The 15,187-nt window shown below is 44.3% G+C and carries 15 protein-coding genes; 13 read left to right on the top strand and 2 right to left on the bottom strand.

Annotated features, from left to right (window positions below; translation table 11 throughout):
* The first annotated feature begins 6 nt into the window (after positions 1–6).
* The 12 genes from secA to ACR65F_RS01635 all read left to right on the top strand — a co-directional run bounded on the left by secA (position 7) and on the right by ACR65F_RS01635 (position 12,795).
* Positions 7–2,514 (top strand): preprotein translocase subunit SecA, encoded by a 2,508-nt coding sequence (gene secA / locus ACR65F_RS01690; protein ID WP_440502932.1) that lies wholly within the window; start codon positions 7–9, stop codon positions 2,512–2,514.
* 39 nt (positions 2,515–2,553) lie between these two features.
* A protein-coding gene (gene prfB / locus ACR65F_RS01685) for a peptide chain release factor 2 (RefSeq protein WP_440503208.1) occupies positions 2,554–3,655 on the top strand; the annotation gives its coding sequence in 2 pieces (ribosomal slippage) (positions 2,554–2,625 and positions 2,627–3,655; 1,101 coding nt in all).
* Between the two features lie 138 nt (positions 3,656–3,793).
* Positions 3,794–4,237 carry a hypothetical protein gene (locus ACR65F_RS01680; protein ID WP_440502930.1) on the top strand — a complete coding sequence of 148 codons (444 nt, stop codon included), beginning with the start codon at positions 3,794–3,796 and terminating at the stop codon, positions 4,235–4,237.
* Positions 4,238–4,552: 315 nt separating this feature from the next.
* Positions 4,553–4,885: a cytochrome c551 gene (cccB, locus tag ACR65F_RS01675; protein WP_369795188.1), complete on the top strand. Its 333-nt coding sequence runs from the start codon at positions 4,553–4,555 to the stop codon at positions 4,883–4,885.
* Between the two features lie 272 nt (positions 4,886–5,157).
* Positions 5,158–5,844: a cell division ATP-binding protein FtsE gene (gene ftsE / locus ACR65F_RS01670; RefSeq protein WP_039042110.1), complete on the top strand. Its 687-nt coding sequence runs from the start codon at positions 5,158–5,160 to the stop codon at positions 5,842–5,844.
* Complete coding sequence (ftsX, locus tag ACR65F_RS01665) at positions 5,834–6,718, top strand: permease-like cell division protein FtsX (protein ID WP_440502928.1); 885 nt, start codon at positions 5,834–5,836, stop codon at positions 6,716–6,718. The genes ftsE and ftsX overlap by 11 nt, the downstream gene beginning before the upstream one ends.
* Positions 6,719–6,751: 33 nt before the next feature.
* Positions 6,752–8,095 (top strand): murein hydrolase activator EnvC family protein, encoded by a 1,344-nt coding sequence (locus ACR65F_RS01660; protein WP_440502927.1) that lies wholly within the window; start codon positions 6,752–6,754, stop codon positions 8,093–8,095.
* Between the two features lie 189 nt (positions 8,096–8,284).
* Positions 8,285–8,935, top strand: a complete 651-nt coding sequence (locus ACR65F_RS01655) for a hypothetical protein (protein WP_440502925.1) — start codon at positions 8,285–8,287, stop codon at positions 8,933–8,935.
* Positions 8,932–9,504: a peroxiredoxin family protein gene (locus ACR65F_RS01650; RefSeq protein ID WP_440502924.1), complete on the top strand. Its 573-nt coding sequence runs from the start codon at positions 8,932–8,934 to the stop codon at positions 9,502–9,504. Before ACR65F_RS01655 ends, ACR65F_RS01650 begins: the two co-directional genes overlap by 4 nt.
* Before the next feature lie 289 nt (positions 9,505–9,793).
* Positions 9,794–11,233, top strand: coding sequence for a S41 family peptidase (locus ACR65F_RS01645; RefSeq protein WP_440502922.1), 1,440 nt, complete (start codon positions 9,794–9,796; stop codon positions 11,231–11,233).
* A 107-nt stretch (positions 11,234–11,340) separates the two neighbouring features.
* Positions 11,341–12,510, top strand: a complete 1,170-nt coding sequence (locus tag ACR65F_RS01640; protein ID WP_440502920.1) for a PDZ domain-containing protein — start codon at positions 11,341–11,343, stop codon at positions 12,508–12,510.
* A gap of 24 nt (positions 12,511–12,534) precedes the next feature.
* Positions 12,535–12,795: a CsbA family protein gene (locus ACR65F_RS01635; protein WP_440502918.1), complete on the top strand. Its 261-nt coding sequence runs from the start codon at positions 12,535–12,537 to the stop codon at positions 12,793–12,795.
* Between the two features lie 94 nt (positions 12,796–12,889).
* Here the strand turns inward: ACR65F_RS01635 and ACR65F_RS01630 are convergent, their stop codons facing one another.
* Positions 12,890–13,198: an AzlD domain-containing protein gene (locus ACR65F_RS01630; protein ID WP_025786040.1), complete on the bottom strand. Its 309-nt coding sequence runs from the start codon at positions 13,196–13,198 to the stop codon at positions 12,890–12,892.
* The gene (locus ACR65F_RS01625) at positions 13,198–13,920 is read right to left on the bottom strand and encodes an AzlC family ABC transporter permease (protein WP_440502915.1); all 723 of its coding nucleotides are present in this window, start codon (positions 13,918–13,920) and stop codon (positions 13,198–13,200) included. The genes ACR65F_RS01630 and ACR65F_RS01625 overlap by 1 nt, the downstream gene beginning before the upstream one ends.
* Positions 13,921–14,040: 120 nt before the next feature.
* Between ACR65F_RS01625 and ACR65F_RS01620 the strand changes: the two genes are divergently transcribed.
* Positions 14,041–14,667, top strand: a complete 627-nt coding sequence (locus ACR65F_RS01620) for a TVP38/TMEM64 family protein (protein WP_039042102.1) — start codon at positions 14,041–14,043, stop codon at positions 14,665–14,667.
* Positions 14,668–15,187 lie beyond the last annotated feature (520 nt).

The following is a 15,187-nucleotide window of genomic DNA, read 5'->3' as shown; positions in this document are numbered from 1 at the left end:
CAAATTATGCTAAGCGTATTGAATAAAATGTTTGATCCGAATAAACGTGATTTGAAACGACTAGACAAGATTGCTGATCAGACCGAAGCACTTGCTACACAAATGGAGCAGCTATCGGATTCTGATCTCACTGCAAAAACAGTGGAATTTCAGGAGCGTGTAGCTAAAGGTGAAACTCTCGACGAGATCCAGCCTGAAGCGTTTGCGGTTGTCCGTGAAGCTGCGCGCCGTGTTCTCGGCTTGTATCCATTCCGTGTTCAAATCGTGGGTGCAGCAGCACTACACGAAGGCAACATCGCGGAGATGAAAACCGGTGAAGGTAAGACATTAACGTCGACCCTTGCGGTGTACTTGAATGCCCTAGACGGAAAAGGCGTACACGTCGTGACAGTCAACGAATATCTGGCTTCCCGTGACGCTCAGGAAATGGGACAGTTGTATGAGTTCCTTGGATTGACTGTTGGCTTGAACTTGAACAGTTTAGGTAAAGATGAAAAGCGTGAAGCGTATCTTGCTGACGTGACGTATACGACGAACAATGAGCTCGGCTTTGACTATTTGCGCGATAACATGGTGTTGTACAGTGAGCACAAAGTACAGCGTCCACTTCATTATGCAGTCATTGACGAAGTTGACTCAATCTTGATTGACGAAGCACGAACTCCGCTCATCATTTCGGGGCAAGCTGCGAAATCAGCAGAATTGTACCGTTTGGCGAACCGTTTCGTGACGACGTTGGAAAAAGAGGAAGACTTCGCATTTGATGAAACTACTAAAGGCGTAACAATGACGGAGACTGGTATTGAGAAAGCGGAGCAAGCATTCGGAATTGATAACTTGTTCGACTTGCAACACGTGACTCTCAACCACACGATTAATCAGTCGTTAAAAGCGCATGTAAGTATGCATGTTGACGTAGACTACGTTGTACAGGAAGGCGAAGTTGTCATCGTCGATTCATTTACAGGTCGACTTATGAAAGGTCGTCGCTACAGTGATGGTCTTCATCAAGCGATTGAAGCAAAAGAAGGCTTGGAAGTTCAAAATGAGTCAATGACGCTTGCGACGATTACATTCCAGAACTATTTCCGGATGTATGATAAGTTGTCAGGAATGACGGGTACTGCGAAGACGGAAGAAGAGGAATTCCGCAACATTTACAACATGAACGTTGTGGCGATCCCGACGAACCGTCCGATTGCTCGTGATGACCGTCCTGATTTGATTTTCTCTTCTACTGAAGGAAAGTACAAAGCAGTTGCGGATGACATTAAAGAGCGTCACAAAAACGGCCAGCCAGTTCTTGTTGGTACGGTTGCGATTGAAACGTCTGAGATCATTTCGAGCTTCTTGAAGAAGTACGGCGTGCCTCATAACGTCTTGAACGCAAAAAACCACGGTCGAGAAGCTGAAATTATCGAACAAGCAGGTCAGCCGGGTGCGGTTACGATCGCAACGAACATGGCAGGTCGTGGTACTGACATTAAGCTTGGCCAAGGCGTACAAGAAGTTGGCGGACTCGCTGTTGTTGGTACAGAGCGTCACGAATCTCGTCGTATTGATAACCAGTTACGTGGACGTTCTGGTCGTCAAGGGGACGCGGGGATTACCCAGTTTTACTTGTCTCTTGAAGATGAACTGATGCGCCGTTTCGGTTCAGAGCAAATGAAAGGCATGATGACGAAACTCGGTATGGATGATGAAACACCAATTCAATCGAAAATGGTCTCACGCTCTGTTGAATCTGCTCAGAAACGCGTAGAAGGTAATAACTTCGACTCCCGTAAGCGATTGCTTCAATATGATGATGTATTGCGTCAACAGCGTGAAATCATCTATAAAGAACGTAATGACGTACTCGAATCAGACAACGTACGCCCAGTTCTAGAAGCGATGATTGAACGTGTCATCGAAAATGCGGTAGCGATTCATACGACTGAAGAGAAACAAGAAGACTGGGCACTTAAAGCTCTTGTTGATTACTTAGGCGCAAACTTCCTACCTGAAGACCATTTAAAGGTTTCAGATTTAGAAGGGAAATCGGCACAGGAACTCACTGATTTCATCAAAACAGAAGTTATGAAACGTTACGATGAAAAAGAAGAGGAAATGTCTGAAGAGAAAATGCGCGAGTTTGAAAAAGTTGTCCTACTTCGTGCAATTGATACGAAATGGATGGACCATATCGATGCGATGGAACAGCTCCGTCACGGGATCCACTTGCGTGCGTATGGACAAAACGATCCTCTTCGTGAGTATCAATCTGAAGGATTCGGCATGTTTGAAGAAATGGTCAATGCCATTGAAACAGATGCTTCGAAGTACGTCATGAAAGCGGAAATTCGCAATAACCTGGAGCGTGAAGAAGTCGCGAAAGGGCAAGCGGTGAATCCGAAAGAGGACGGCGAGAAACCAGCGAAAAAACCGGTTCGTCGCTCCGTCAATATCGGTCGTAATGACCCATGTCCATGTGGCAGTGGGAAGAAATATAAGAATTGTCACGGTCAAGAGTAATTTGGTCGTGAACCTGAATTTTTGGAGGAACAATATATGATGGAATTATCAGATGTACGCAATGAGCTCGACAAAACAGCTAAGAAATTAGTGGACTTTAGGGGGTCTCTTTGACTTAGAAAACAAAGAGGCACGTATGCAGGAACTCGATGAAATGATGATGGACCCTACGTTTTGGGATAACCAAGATGCAGCGCAAGTGGTCATTTCTGAATCGAACGCACTCAAAGACAGCGTCGGTGAGTTCCATGCGATGAATGAAGAGCAAGAGAACCTTGAAATGACAGTTGAACTGTTAAAAGAAGAGCCTGATGTAGAACTTCAAGAAGAACTCGGAAGCGAGTTGAAAACATTCTTGAAGCGTATGGAAGACTTCGACTTGCAGATGCTTTTAAGTGAAGAATATGATAGCAGCAATGCCGTCCTTGAAATTCACTCAGGTGCTGGTGGTACGGAATCCCAAGACTGGGCTTCGATGATTTTACGGATGTATACACGATGGGCAGAGCAGCATGGATACAAAGTGGAAACACTGGACTACCAAGCAGGCGACGAAGCGGGTGTGAAATCTGTAACACTTTCCATTAAAGGTCACAATGCGTATGGCTACTTGAAAGCTGAAAAAGGCGTTCACCGTCTTGTTCGCATTTCACCGTTCGACTCGTCAGGCCGTCGTCACACGTCATTCTCTTCTGTTGAAGTGATGCCTGAATTCTCAGGTGACGTAGACATCGATTTGAAGATGGAAGACGTAAAAATCGATACGTACCGCTCTAGTGGTGCGGGTGGACAGCACGTTAACACGACAGATTCAGCTGTTCGTATGACTCACCTTCCAACAGGTGCAATCGTAACGTGTCAGACAGAACGTTCACAGATCAAAAACCGTGAACGTGCGATCAACTTGTTGAAAGCCAAAATTTATCAGATCCGTGTCGAAGAAGAAGAAGCACGCCTTCTCGAAATTCGCGGAGACCAAAAAGAAATCGGATGGGGCAGTCAGATCCGCTCTTACGTGTTCCACCCGTATTCCATGGTCAAAGATCATCGTACCAATGAAGAAACGGGTAACGTCGGTGCTGTCATGGATGGAGAAATCGATTCGTTCATTAATGCCTTCTTGCGTTCACGTATTTCTTAAAACTGAATCATTTGGATAGCGAGGCTGCCCTGGAACGTCGCCAAAACGGCATTCCGGGTCAGCCCCTTTTTTCACTGTTATTTGATTGAAAATTCGGTAGACTTATACATAGAATATTCCATTGTTGGAGGTGAGAACTTGTTCTTTAAAAAGAAAGAAAAACCGATTCGAGTACTTTATAACGTTTTAGTCTATTCAAGCGATTCGACGGATGAAGACACGTTACAAGCGTGGACGGACCAGTTAATGGACGCCGCTGAGAATGTCGGGACGGCTGAATGGATCATTGCAGAGAAATACGACAACAGGGAACTTGAGATTCTTAAGGAACGGTTTCCTGCAGTAGATCAGCAACAACCCTTTTTCCAAATCAATGAAATTGATTACACGGAGATTCGAAATGAAGAGGCAAAAATGGAAAGCACTCAGAAATGGCGGAAGTTTTTCAACCTAATCCCGTTAGTCGATTATCTGGAAATCGAAGACCGGATTGTTTCAGATGCATCGAGAGCGCTCTTATGTACAAATGATTTGGATGAAGCCGAACTTTTTTTAGTCAAACAGGCGAAGATCGATAATTGAGTATGAATAAATAACTGCCAATTGGTCAGCCTAAAGAGGTAGATGGCTTTTGGAAGAGGCAGTCGCAGGGGACATATGGATGAATGTTGAAAAATCATCATGTGAATAGCTGTCGAAAACAGTTTTATGCTCATTTCAAAACGAATACTTTATCAAAACAGGTTTGATTTCTGTGGAAAAGAGAATACTAAATAGAAGGAGACCGCTTTAAGTAAGGTATTCGTCCTGATTTTGTCACACGGTATAGAGCGGGATTGGTCTTTTTTTGCTATACTAGAAAAGCACGTAATTCATTTATCTTAAGGAGGAAATTTCATGAAAATGAAAAACAAATTCTTAGCAACAATCTTCGGAGCAGCGCTTGTATTAGGTGCTTGTGGCGGCGGCGGAGATGACAAAGCTGGAGACAAAGATTCAGCTGCTGGCGGCGTAGACGCGGACAAAGTATACCAAGCGAACTGTGCAACTTGTCACGGTGGGAAATTGGAAGGTATGAACGGTCCTGCACTAGCAAACATCGGTGGAGAGCTTTCTGAAGACGAAATCCACGACATCATCGAAAACGGTAAATCCGGCGGAATGCCTGGAGGTCTCATTAAAGGTGAAGAGCTTGACGCAGTTGCTAAATGGCTTGCTGACAAGAAATAAGCTGCTGTAACACAAATGACCTACTATCCACATAACGAACAGAGGTATGCTTCGGCTACCTCTGTTTTTTTGTTGTTTGTACATACCAAAATACATTTCCACTCTTCGACATAAACTCACTCAGACTACCAAAAACGAGTTCCACATTACAGAATTGTTGAAAAGCTGTGAACGTTTTAGGGAAAATGAAATATTCCTGTAATATTGTGTAGGTTTATATCTGTTATACTTAAAAAGCTGAAGAAAAGTTTTGAATCAGGTGGTTACAAAAAATGATTAAAATGAAAAACGTGTACAAAAAGTATTCCAACGGTGTCGTTGCCGCAAACGGTATTAATATCGACATTAATAACGGTGAATTTGTTTACGTCGTGGGTCCAAGTGGTGCAGGTAAATCGACATTCATCAAAATGATGTATCGTGAGGAATCTCCGACAAGCGGACAAATTTTCATCGACGGAACAGACCTTAGTTCGTTAAAAAACAAAGAAATCCCATACTTGCGAAGACAGATAGGGGTCGTGTTTCAGGACTTCAAATTGCTTCCAAGACTGAATGTTTATGAGAATGTGGCATTTGCGCTTGAGGTAATTGAAGAAACACCAACAGAAATACGTAAAAAGGTAACAGATGTTTTAGCGCTGGTCGGATTGTCCCAAAAAGCGAGAATGTTTCCTAACGAGTTATCAGGCGGAGAACAGCAGCGAGTGTCGATTGCACGTTCGATTGTGAATGAACCTAAATTGGTCATTGCAGATGAACCAACAGGAAACCTTGATCCGGATACGTCGTTAGGCATCATGAACATCTTTGAAAAAATCAACAACCGTGGGACGACCATTATTATGGCGACACACAACAAAGACATTGTGAACAGTATCCGCCATCGCGTTTTGTTAGTAGAAGGCGGAATGATTACAAGAGATGAATACGAAGGAGAATACAGTTATGAAGGGTAGAACGCTAAGCCGACACTTCCGGGAGAGTTTCAAAAGCCTCGGACGAAATGGCTGGATGACGTTCGCCTCCATCAGCGCCGTTGCGGTTACTCTCCTACTTGTAGGTAGTTTCATTGTCATGATGATGAACTTGAACAAGATGGCAGATAACATCGAGAACGACGTAGAGATTAAAGTGGTTGCGGACCCCGGAGCAAGTAGTGAGGCCGTGAAAGAATTACAGAATAAAGTAAAAGAGATTGATGGTGTCGCAAGCGTCAAATATGCGACCAGAGAAGATGAACTTGATAAGATTATCAAGTCCTATGGTAAAGAACTTTCACTCTACAAACAAAGCAATCCGTTGGGAGATGCTCTGTATGTGAAAGCGGCAAATCCACACGATACGGCTGCAATTGCAAAAAAGATCGATACATACGAGTACACAGCAGATGTTGTCTATGGAGCAGGAAAAGTCGAGAAATTGTTTGATGTCGTAGAAATCAGTCGGAACGTTGGTCTGATTTTAATACTGGCGCTACTATTTACGGCAATGTTCCTCATCTCCAACACAATTCGTTTGACGATTATTGCACGTGGTCGAGAAATTGAAATTATGAAACTTGTAGGGGCGACCAATAATTTTGTTCGCATACCGTTTATATTAGAAGGCGTTTGGCTAGGAATCTTCGGATCCATTCTTCCGATGGCTGCCATCGCTATTGCGTATCAACAAATCTATGCCTACTGGCAACCTAAATTGGTCAATGAAATGTTCCAATTGCTAGATCCAATACCCTTCATTATTCAGGTAGATGGTCTGTTGTTGTTCATGGGAGTGTTTATCGGCGTGTGGGGCAGTTTGATGTCCGTACGTAAATTCTTGAAAGTCTAAATAGCCGATCGAATTGAAAGGGGAACTGGGACTGTGAGAAAGAATAAGGGAATGCTACTATCTACAATGGGTGTGTTGTTGCTCTCAACTACATTATCCGGAACAGTTGCATCAGCGAGCTCGTTAAAGGATATGCAAGATGAACAAAAGGTGCTTCAACAAAAACAACAAGAGTTGAATAAAGGCATCCAAAACAAATCCAACGAGATTAATAAAAAGCAAACAAAGAAACAATCGTTTTTGGAGCAAATTACAAAGTTGAATGGTGAAATCGAAACCAACAACGAAAAAATTCGTGACGTAAAAGAAAAAATCACTCAAACGACTAAAGAAATCACTGAACTTCGTGCTTCTATCAAGACGTTGGAAAAGCGGATTAAAGAGCGCGATGAGGTGTTAAGAGAAAGAGTTCGTACGATGCAGGTCAAAGGCGGAGACGTCAGCTATCTGGACGTACTTCTTGGCGCGAACAGTTTTTCAGATTTCATCGACCGTTTCTCAGCGGTATCTACTTTGATGGATGCTGACCGTAAAATCATGCAACAGCAAGAAGATGACATGAACCAGCTTGAAGAAGAAAAGCAAATGGTCGAGACTAAACTTGCGCAACAAGAAGAACGTAAAGAAAAACTAACAGATTTGAAGAAAAAGCTTGAAGGTCAAAAAGTTGAGAAGGACAAGCTTGTTGATCAGTTAGAAACTGAACAAGCGAAACTCTCTACTGAAAAAGCAGACTTAGAGAGCGAATATGACGAAACACACGAACTTTCCGCAGATCTTGTGAATCAAATTAGTGCTGAACAAAGTCGTTTGGCAGAAGTTGCTCGTCAAGCAGAAATCAAGCGTAAAAGTGAAGCAGAAGCTGCAGCGAAGCGCCGTGCACAACAAGCAGCGAATTCATCAAGTTCTTCGTCATCAAATAACCATGATTATAACCAACCATCTGCACCTCCTGTTTCAAGTGGCACATGGACTCGTCCAGCAAGTGGTCCACTTACATCATCATTCGGTTGGAGAATGCACCCGATCTTCCATACACAAAAGCAGCACCGTGGACAAGATATCGGAATTCCAGTTGGTACAACAGTCGTTTCTGCTGCTGAAGGTGTAGTGTCCCATGCAGGACCGATGGGTGGATTCGGTAATGCGATTATGGTTACACACTCCATAAATGGGCAAATCTTTACATCCGTTTATGCACACTTGTCCAATATTGGTGTGAGTACAGGACAGCACGTTGGAAAAGGACAATTCATCGGGAAATCAGGGAATACCGGAAATTCAACAGGGCCACACTTGCACTTTGAAATTCACGTAGGTAACTTCTCTGCATCCGGTCCAAGTGCCGTGAATCCGTTACGTTATGTATCATTCTAAGAAACACTTCTATAAGTTCTATTTCCGGTTTTTCCTTAAAACAAACATTTTGGAATAAGGGAGCACCGAATACATGGAAAGGCTCGCATACGTGCGGGCCTTTTTCTTTTGTAAACATAAGTGGATTTTGTGGTTTTGATGGGCACTTTACGATACCATGAGAGGTATACTGGACTAAAGGAGATTCCAATGCCTGTCACCGACTATTTTCTACTATGGAAGGTCACTGTACCTTCTTCCTGGATTGCAGCCATCTTTGGATTTATTCTCGCATGGCTTGCTGTTAAAATGAAATTTGGTAAACCAGTCGCGGACATTGTTGTGGATGCGATCTTTACCACTATTATTGTATGGAAACTGTCCGTGATTGTAACGGACTTTGAAACGGTACGTCGTGCACCCATGGCCATCCTTTATTTTAATGGAGGCATGTTTGGATTCCTTGCTGGGATTCTGATTGCGGCTTTGTTCATTCTTTTTTCACGCAAGCCCAAGCCGCCAAAAGTTAGCCAAGGAATCATGCTAGGGATTATCAGTGCACAAGCAGGCTATCAAGTGATGATGGCGCTGTTGAATGATGGAACGCTTGTAACAAAGGTGACTACAATCATCTTGTTCGCAGTGATTGCAGCGCTAGCCTTTATTCATGCAGAAGATGAAAGCGTACCCGTTATCTATACTGCAGGATTGTTCGTAGCTGCCCACGCGTTCATCGCTGCACTGCAGCCTGCTGGGTTTACGGGTATTCCATTCGCTGCAACAGTTGTCTCGAGCATCTTAGTAGTAATAATTGCGTGGCGTTTTACACAAGTTAAGGTAACAGATGGAGGGATACGATGAATAAAAAGTGGATTGGATACGCAATCGCAATTCTTTTAATCGGTTCGATGATTGTCGTAATGGTGAAGTCAAATTTAGATAAACCCGAAGTCATCGATACGGCTTCAACTAAAACGATGTCCAAAAGCACAGCTGGACTTGAACAAGGAGATACACCGCCAGACTTTGAACTCGAGACATTAGCTGGAGATAAAGTTCGTCTTTCCGAGTTGAAAGGTAAGAAAGTCATTCTGAACTTCTGGGCAACGTGGTGCCCACCATGTAAAGCAGAGATGCCCCATATGGAAAACTACTATAAAAACCTGAAGCCTGAAGACAATGTAGAACTGATTTCAGTCAACTTGACGACTGCAGAAAACCGCGGGGTCAAAGCGGTCGAAGAGTTTGTGGATGCCTATGAGCTAACGTTTCCAATCTTGCTCGACACAGAAGAACTCGGCATGACAGACTACAAAGTGTTCTCGATTCCAACGACATACATCCTCGGAACCGACGGCACCATCGATAACCAAATCGTAGGCCCCATGGACGAAGAAATGATGGAACAGCTAGTGAAGGATGTTGAGTAAACGGTCTTGAACTTTTTCTTTTTTCATTTACCTTTTTTATTTAGAGGAACTAAATTATCCTACGAGATACTGTTGAGTGAAGCGTAAGACGGCGACTCCTAGGGGATCAGCGAAGATTGAAGACCCTGGACTGAGCGGAGCGAAGGAAGCGGCTGAAATCGAGCCCCCTGGAAAGCGTCCGTCTGAAGCGTAATTCAACCCCGTCTACACCGAAAATTATTTCTCGGTTCATGCTTGTCGTAACCTTCTCCCTTCTTTCATATAGTGGAAAGAGGAGGGGATGGTGACGATGCGCAGGAGCCGTTTTTTTGCGTTTGTTATTTTAGCCGCAGTTGCGGTTTGTCTAGTACTGGTGTTGGATGGCTGTGGAAAAAGTGATGAAAAGACCCACAACTCAAGTGGGAAATTTGGAGTCCTCGACGAAGCATACGAGGTCATCACAGGTAACGCCGTGTATAAACTGAAAGACGATGAGTTAATCGAAGGCGCCTTACGAGGCATGGCGGACGTGATCGGTGATCCGTATTCAACGTATCTGACAAAAGAAGAAGCGGCGTCTCACAAAGAATCGCTCGCTGGAGAACGGGTAGGTATTGGAGCTGAGATTACCCGTACCAATGGCAAGTTTGTAATTGTATCACCTGTCAAAGGATCGCCTTCAGAAAAAGCCGGATTGCTTCCTTATGACGAACTCGTGCAAATTGATGGGGAGCGAGTGGATGGACTGACACTTAAAGAAGTCGTCAAAAAAATACGAGGGAAACAAGGGACAGCTGTGAAAATGGTTGTCTATCGCCCAGAATCCGGGAAGCATGTAGAATTCACGATTGAACGAGATGTGATTCCTGTTCACACGGTATCATCGGAAATTTTGGAAGAACGCGGCAAGAAAATTGGCTACATAGGGTTGACGATGTTTGGGGAAGACAGTGCGAAAGAGTGGCAAGCGGCGACAGAGTTACTCGTTAAGGAAGGTGCAGAAGCACTACTCATTGATGTTCGTGGAAATCCTGGAGGTTACTTACATGCGGTTGGAAATATTGCAGGGAGTATGCTTCCGGAAGATACAGTGTTTGCGTATATGGAAGACGTGAAGGGCCAATTGACACCACTTGTAACTGAGCCAGCTAAAGAGTTGGAGTATAATCCGAAGTTGCAGAGCATTCCAGTAGTCTTGTTGCAGGACAAAGGAAGTGCTTCTGCGAGTGAAGTATTGAGTGGTGCACTCCAGGATCTTGACCGAGGATTCATTGTAGGGACAACAAGCTTCGGAAAAGGGACAGTACAAGAAACGATGAAATTATCGAATGGCGGCGAAGTGAAGTTGTCTACACATAAGTGGTTAACACCTAAAGAGCGATGGATCCACTCGGAAGGGATCGCTTCGGATTTAGAGGTGAAGCAGAACAGCTTGTTTTCTGAGCATTTGAGAGTAATTGCAGACGTCTACAAAGAACAGCAATTCAACGAAGATATCGCATATGCGCAGCGATTACTCAAGGCGCTCGGGCATGATCCGGGTCGAGTGGATGGCTTCTTTGATGAAACGACGGGTCAGACAGTAGCGGACTTCATGAAAGCTGAAAAGGTGGAGTCGACGGGGGAAATGGACGGCAAATTCTTCCAAACATTGAAGACGAGTGCTGAGGCATATCGCAACGATCGTGCGAACGATGAACAGCTGTCGATGGCAGTCGGTTATTTGCATCACAAACTGTCTGAAAAATGATCGATTCGCCCTACTCATAAATAACAGTCTGTCGCGACTATCCATTCCATTCCAATCTTTGTTACAATAGAAGAAAACAGCGGGATTGGATTGGAGTGTGATAGAACGTGTCAGAGAATTGGTTGTTCGATGTCTTACAAGCAGTGGCAGTATTCTTCTTGAATCCACTATTTCTGCTAATTCTCCTCGTTGCGGTTGCGCTCGGGTATATGAGAGTGAAGCGGGAGCGAAAAGACTTCAACATTAGGAAGTTGCCGGGGCTCACGGAATTGAGACGGCTCGTTGCGGACTCATGGCTGCATGCACTCATTTTGTCCGTCCTGCTAAGCGGAATCGGATTTGTGGTGGATGCAGGATGGATCGTGATGTTTTCTGCGATCATGCTTGTCGTTTTAGTGAGTTTTTATTACCAATGGGGATCTCCGATTTACACAACTGCGATTGCGTTTTTCGGATTGTACGCATGGCAAGAAATTGGCGGTGCGTTTACGTATCATGGATGGTCGCTACAGGACGTGGATCTGTTTGGACAATTGTCCGTAACGATACCGGTCATTGCAGGGCTCTTCCTCATTGCAGAAGGAGTGCTCATTCGGACGTCTTCAGTGCGCTATGCGTCGCCACATCTTGAGAAGACGAGCAGAGGACTTCGTGCAGCGGTCTTCAAAGTGAAGAAGATTTGGTTATTACCCGTGATCTTACTTGTGCCGGGTGACATGATTTCAGCATATGTACCATATTGGCCACAGTTTACACTCGGTGCAGCATCGTTCAGTTTCGTTCCAGTGCCAGTGTTGATTGGCTTTAGCCAAATTGCACGCAAGCATTTTCCGGATCAAATCTTTCCGAAGCTCGGGGTGTCGGTTATTTGGACAGGGGTCGCTGTTGCGGCGCTCGGTTTAGGTGCACTCTATGAGCCTATGATTGGATGGGGAGCACTGGTTCTAGGTGTTCTCATACGAACGGTGTTAACCATTAGCGTTGCTGTACAAGAACGTAATGGCGGTTATGCAGCATCGCCGAGTGCGAAAGGTGTTGTCATTGCGGGAGTTCTTCCTGGATCACCTGCAGAAAAGCTAGGGTTGCAACCGGGTGAAGTGATTCGTGCTGTGAACGGGATACAAGTTGCGAACGATAAGGAATTGTATGATGCGATTCAAGTGAACGCAGCGCATTGCCGCTTACAAGTTGCAGATCGGAACGGAGAAGTTCGTCTCATGCAGCAAGTGCTATACCGGCATGATCATTACCAACTCGGACTGTTGCTCGTTCGATGAGGGATAGAAAGGAGGCGGTGTGAAGTGGAGAGTCTAGCGACTAAATTAGTGATGGCGTTGTTCATCCCAGGAATTCTAGTCGTGTTTTTCACGCGGGTTACGTTCCATCAACTGGTCGGATTGGTGCTGACGATTGCGCTAATCGCCGCCTCCGTCTATGCAGGATATACGCATAACTGGTTGCTGTACGCGGCAGATGCGTTGTCGTTGACGGTTGGATTTTGGATTGCGAATCGAATGGTCGCAAATTCTCATCGTCAGTCCAATGAAAATCTGCATGAATAACGAAAAAGCCTTGCACATGGTGTAAGGCTTTTTCATTTCTTCTATTCTACAAGTATGAGAAACGGATTTTTTGGGTATGATAGGTTCAAAGGGGTTACATGAACAGACTGTAGACTGCGAGTACACCGATTGTCCCGAGGACTACAGTCATCAGTCCGAAACCAAAGATCGCAATGAGAAATGCGGTCGCAGCCCCGATCAACCCGAAAAGAAAGTTGCCTTCTTGTACATAGAACACTGCTGGGAAAATGAGTGCACCGAGCACAGCAAATGGGATGTTACTTAAAATTCCTGTCACGAGTGGCGGTAACTTTCTCCCATCGAGGACCGTGAGTGGAATCATACGTGGAATGTACGTCACAAGCGCCATTCCGAACAGCATCCACCAATAAGTTGGACCCATCAGCTCTCCTCCTTTTCAACAGCTGGAATTGGGGCTCGTCCGTACTTAGCATAGACCAGTTCGATTATGATCGATGATAGTAATGTAGACGCAAGAATTGCCCACCCTGTGGATAATAATTCGGTATAATAAAAGAAGCAATGTAGGAGTGCAGCAAGACTGGCGAGTAAAACGACTTTCCGGTTGCCTTTCATCGAAGGGACAAGTAATGCGATAAAGAGGGCATAGAGCGCAATGGACATGGCGGCTTGAAGAAATAGCGGTAAATTGGCGCCAATGACATGCCCTAAAGCGGTGAAAACCACCCAGCTTCCATAAGCAATGGTGATGACACCAAACGCATTGCCGCTTGATACTTTGTCTTGTTTACTCGTCGCGATGACGGAAAAGGTTTCATCTGTCACCCCGAATGCGTATGCAGCTTTAATGGCTTTTGGTGCAGGTTGCATCTTTTCATTCAGCGAAGCCGTCATAAGGAAGTGACGGATGTTGACGATGAATGTATTCATGACAATTAATAATGGATCGACGCCAGCGGTTATCAAGCTGAGCGATATGTATTGCGCTGCGCCTGCAAAGACGAAAATGCTCATCGCGGTCGCCTCGAACAGTGAAAGACCGGTCGTTTTGGCGAGTAACCCAAATGTAAGCGCGACTGGGAAATACCCGATGGCAATGCTGAGACCGGCGCGAAGTCCGTTGTTAAATTCACTGCGTTCCATTTCACATCCCAGCTTTCTTATGAATTTCAATACTAGTGATTATACTACAACTACTAAAGACAACAAGACTGAATTTTTGAATGGTTTTAAAAAAGGGAGAAAAGGTAGGGGTGACTCAAAATGCAAGAGTGGTTAAGTGTGGATAAAGTTACTGAACTTGCACAACATTATAAGGCATTCGGTCCGTTCATAGGCTTCTTGTTGCCGTTCATCGAGTCGTTTCTGCCTTTTTTACCGTTATTTGTGTTTGTTATCGCAAATATAACTGCGTACGGATTGTGGTTAGGGTTCATTCTATCCTGGGGTGGAACAGTCGTCGGCTCCTATGTCGTATTTTTAATCGTCCGGAAATATGGTCAAAGTCGCATGTTAAACTTCCTAACCAAGCATAAAAAAGTGAAAAAGCTCATTTTGTGGGTGGAGAGCAATGGATTTGGTCCGTTGTTCTTGTTCATCTGTTTCCCATTTACGCCATCTGCTCTCGTGAATCTCGTTGCGGGGCTGTCGAATATGAAGAAGACGTATTACTTAATGATTTTGATAGCAGGGAAGTTTGTCATGGTCTTCATGATCAGTTTTGTCGGCTACGATCTGAAAGCGTTGTTTACACAACCGATTCGCTCCGCCATTGTCGGTGTGGTGATATTGCTAATGTGGTTAGCAGGCAAATATTTCGAGCGACGTTTGAATAAAAAAGTGGAACGCCATGCGAGAGAATGGAATGGACAAAAACATTGGGACAAGTAAGTAGTACCAGTTGATAAGGATGTGCGCTTCGCCTTTGCGAAGCGTTTTTATTTTGATTAAAAGCAAATAGAATTTTGGGTACGTGCTTGGAATTTGGGTGGGGGCTCGTAAAAGTGTGAAAGTGATCCTAACTGGTGGAAAGTGCTCATAAAAGAGGAAATGTGATCATAACAAGTGGAAAGTGCTCATAAAAGTGAGAAAGTGATCATAACTCGTGGAAAGTGCTCATAAACCTGTGAAAGTGATCATAACTCGTGGAAAGTGCTCATAAACCTGTGAAAGTGATCATAACTCATGGAAAGTGCTCATAAAAGTGAGAAAGTGATCATAACTCCTGAAAAGTGCTCATAAAACTTAGAAACTGATCATAAATCTCAATGAACGCTCATAAAATGCTGCACAATTTTTCATCGAACAACCTTCAAATTGTACCATTTTCAAAACTACGAACATTCATTCGTAAAAACACCTCTCAAACTTTGATTCTTCTTGCGAAAACAATTACAATGAGGAGACTAGT

It is taken from the genome of Sporosarcina sp. SAFN-010, assembly GCF_059415065.1.
This window is presented reverse-complemented; position numbering and strand designations above follow the sequence as displayed.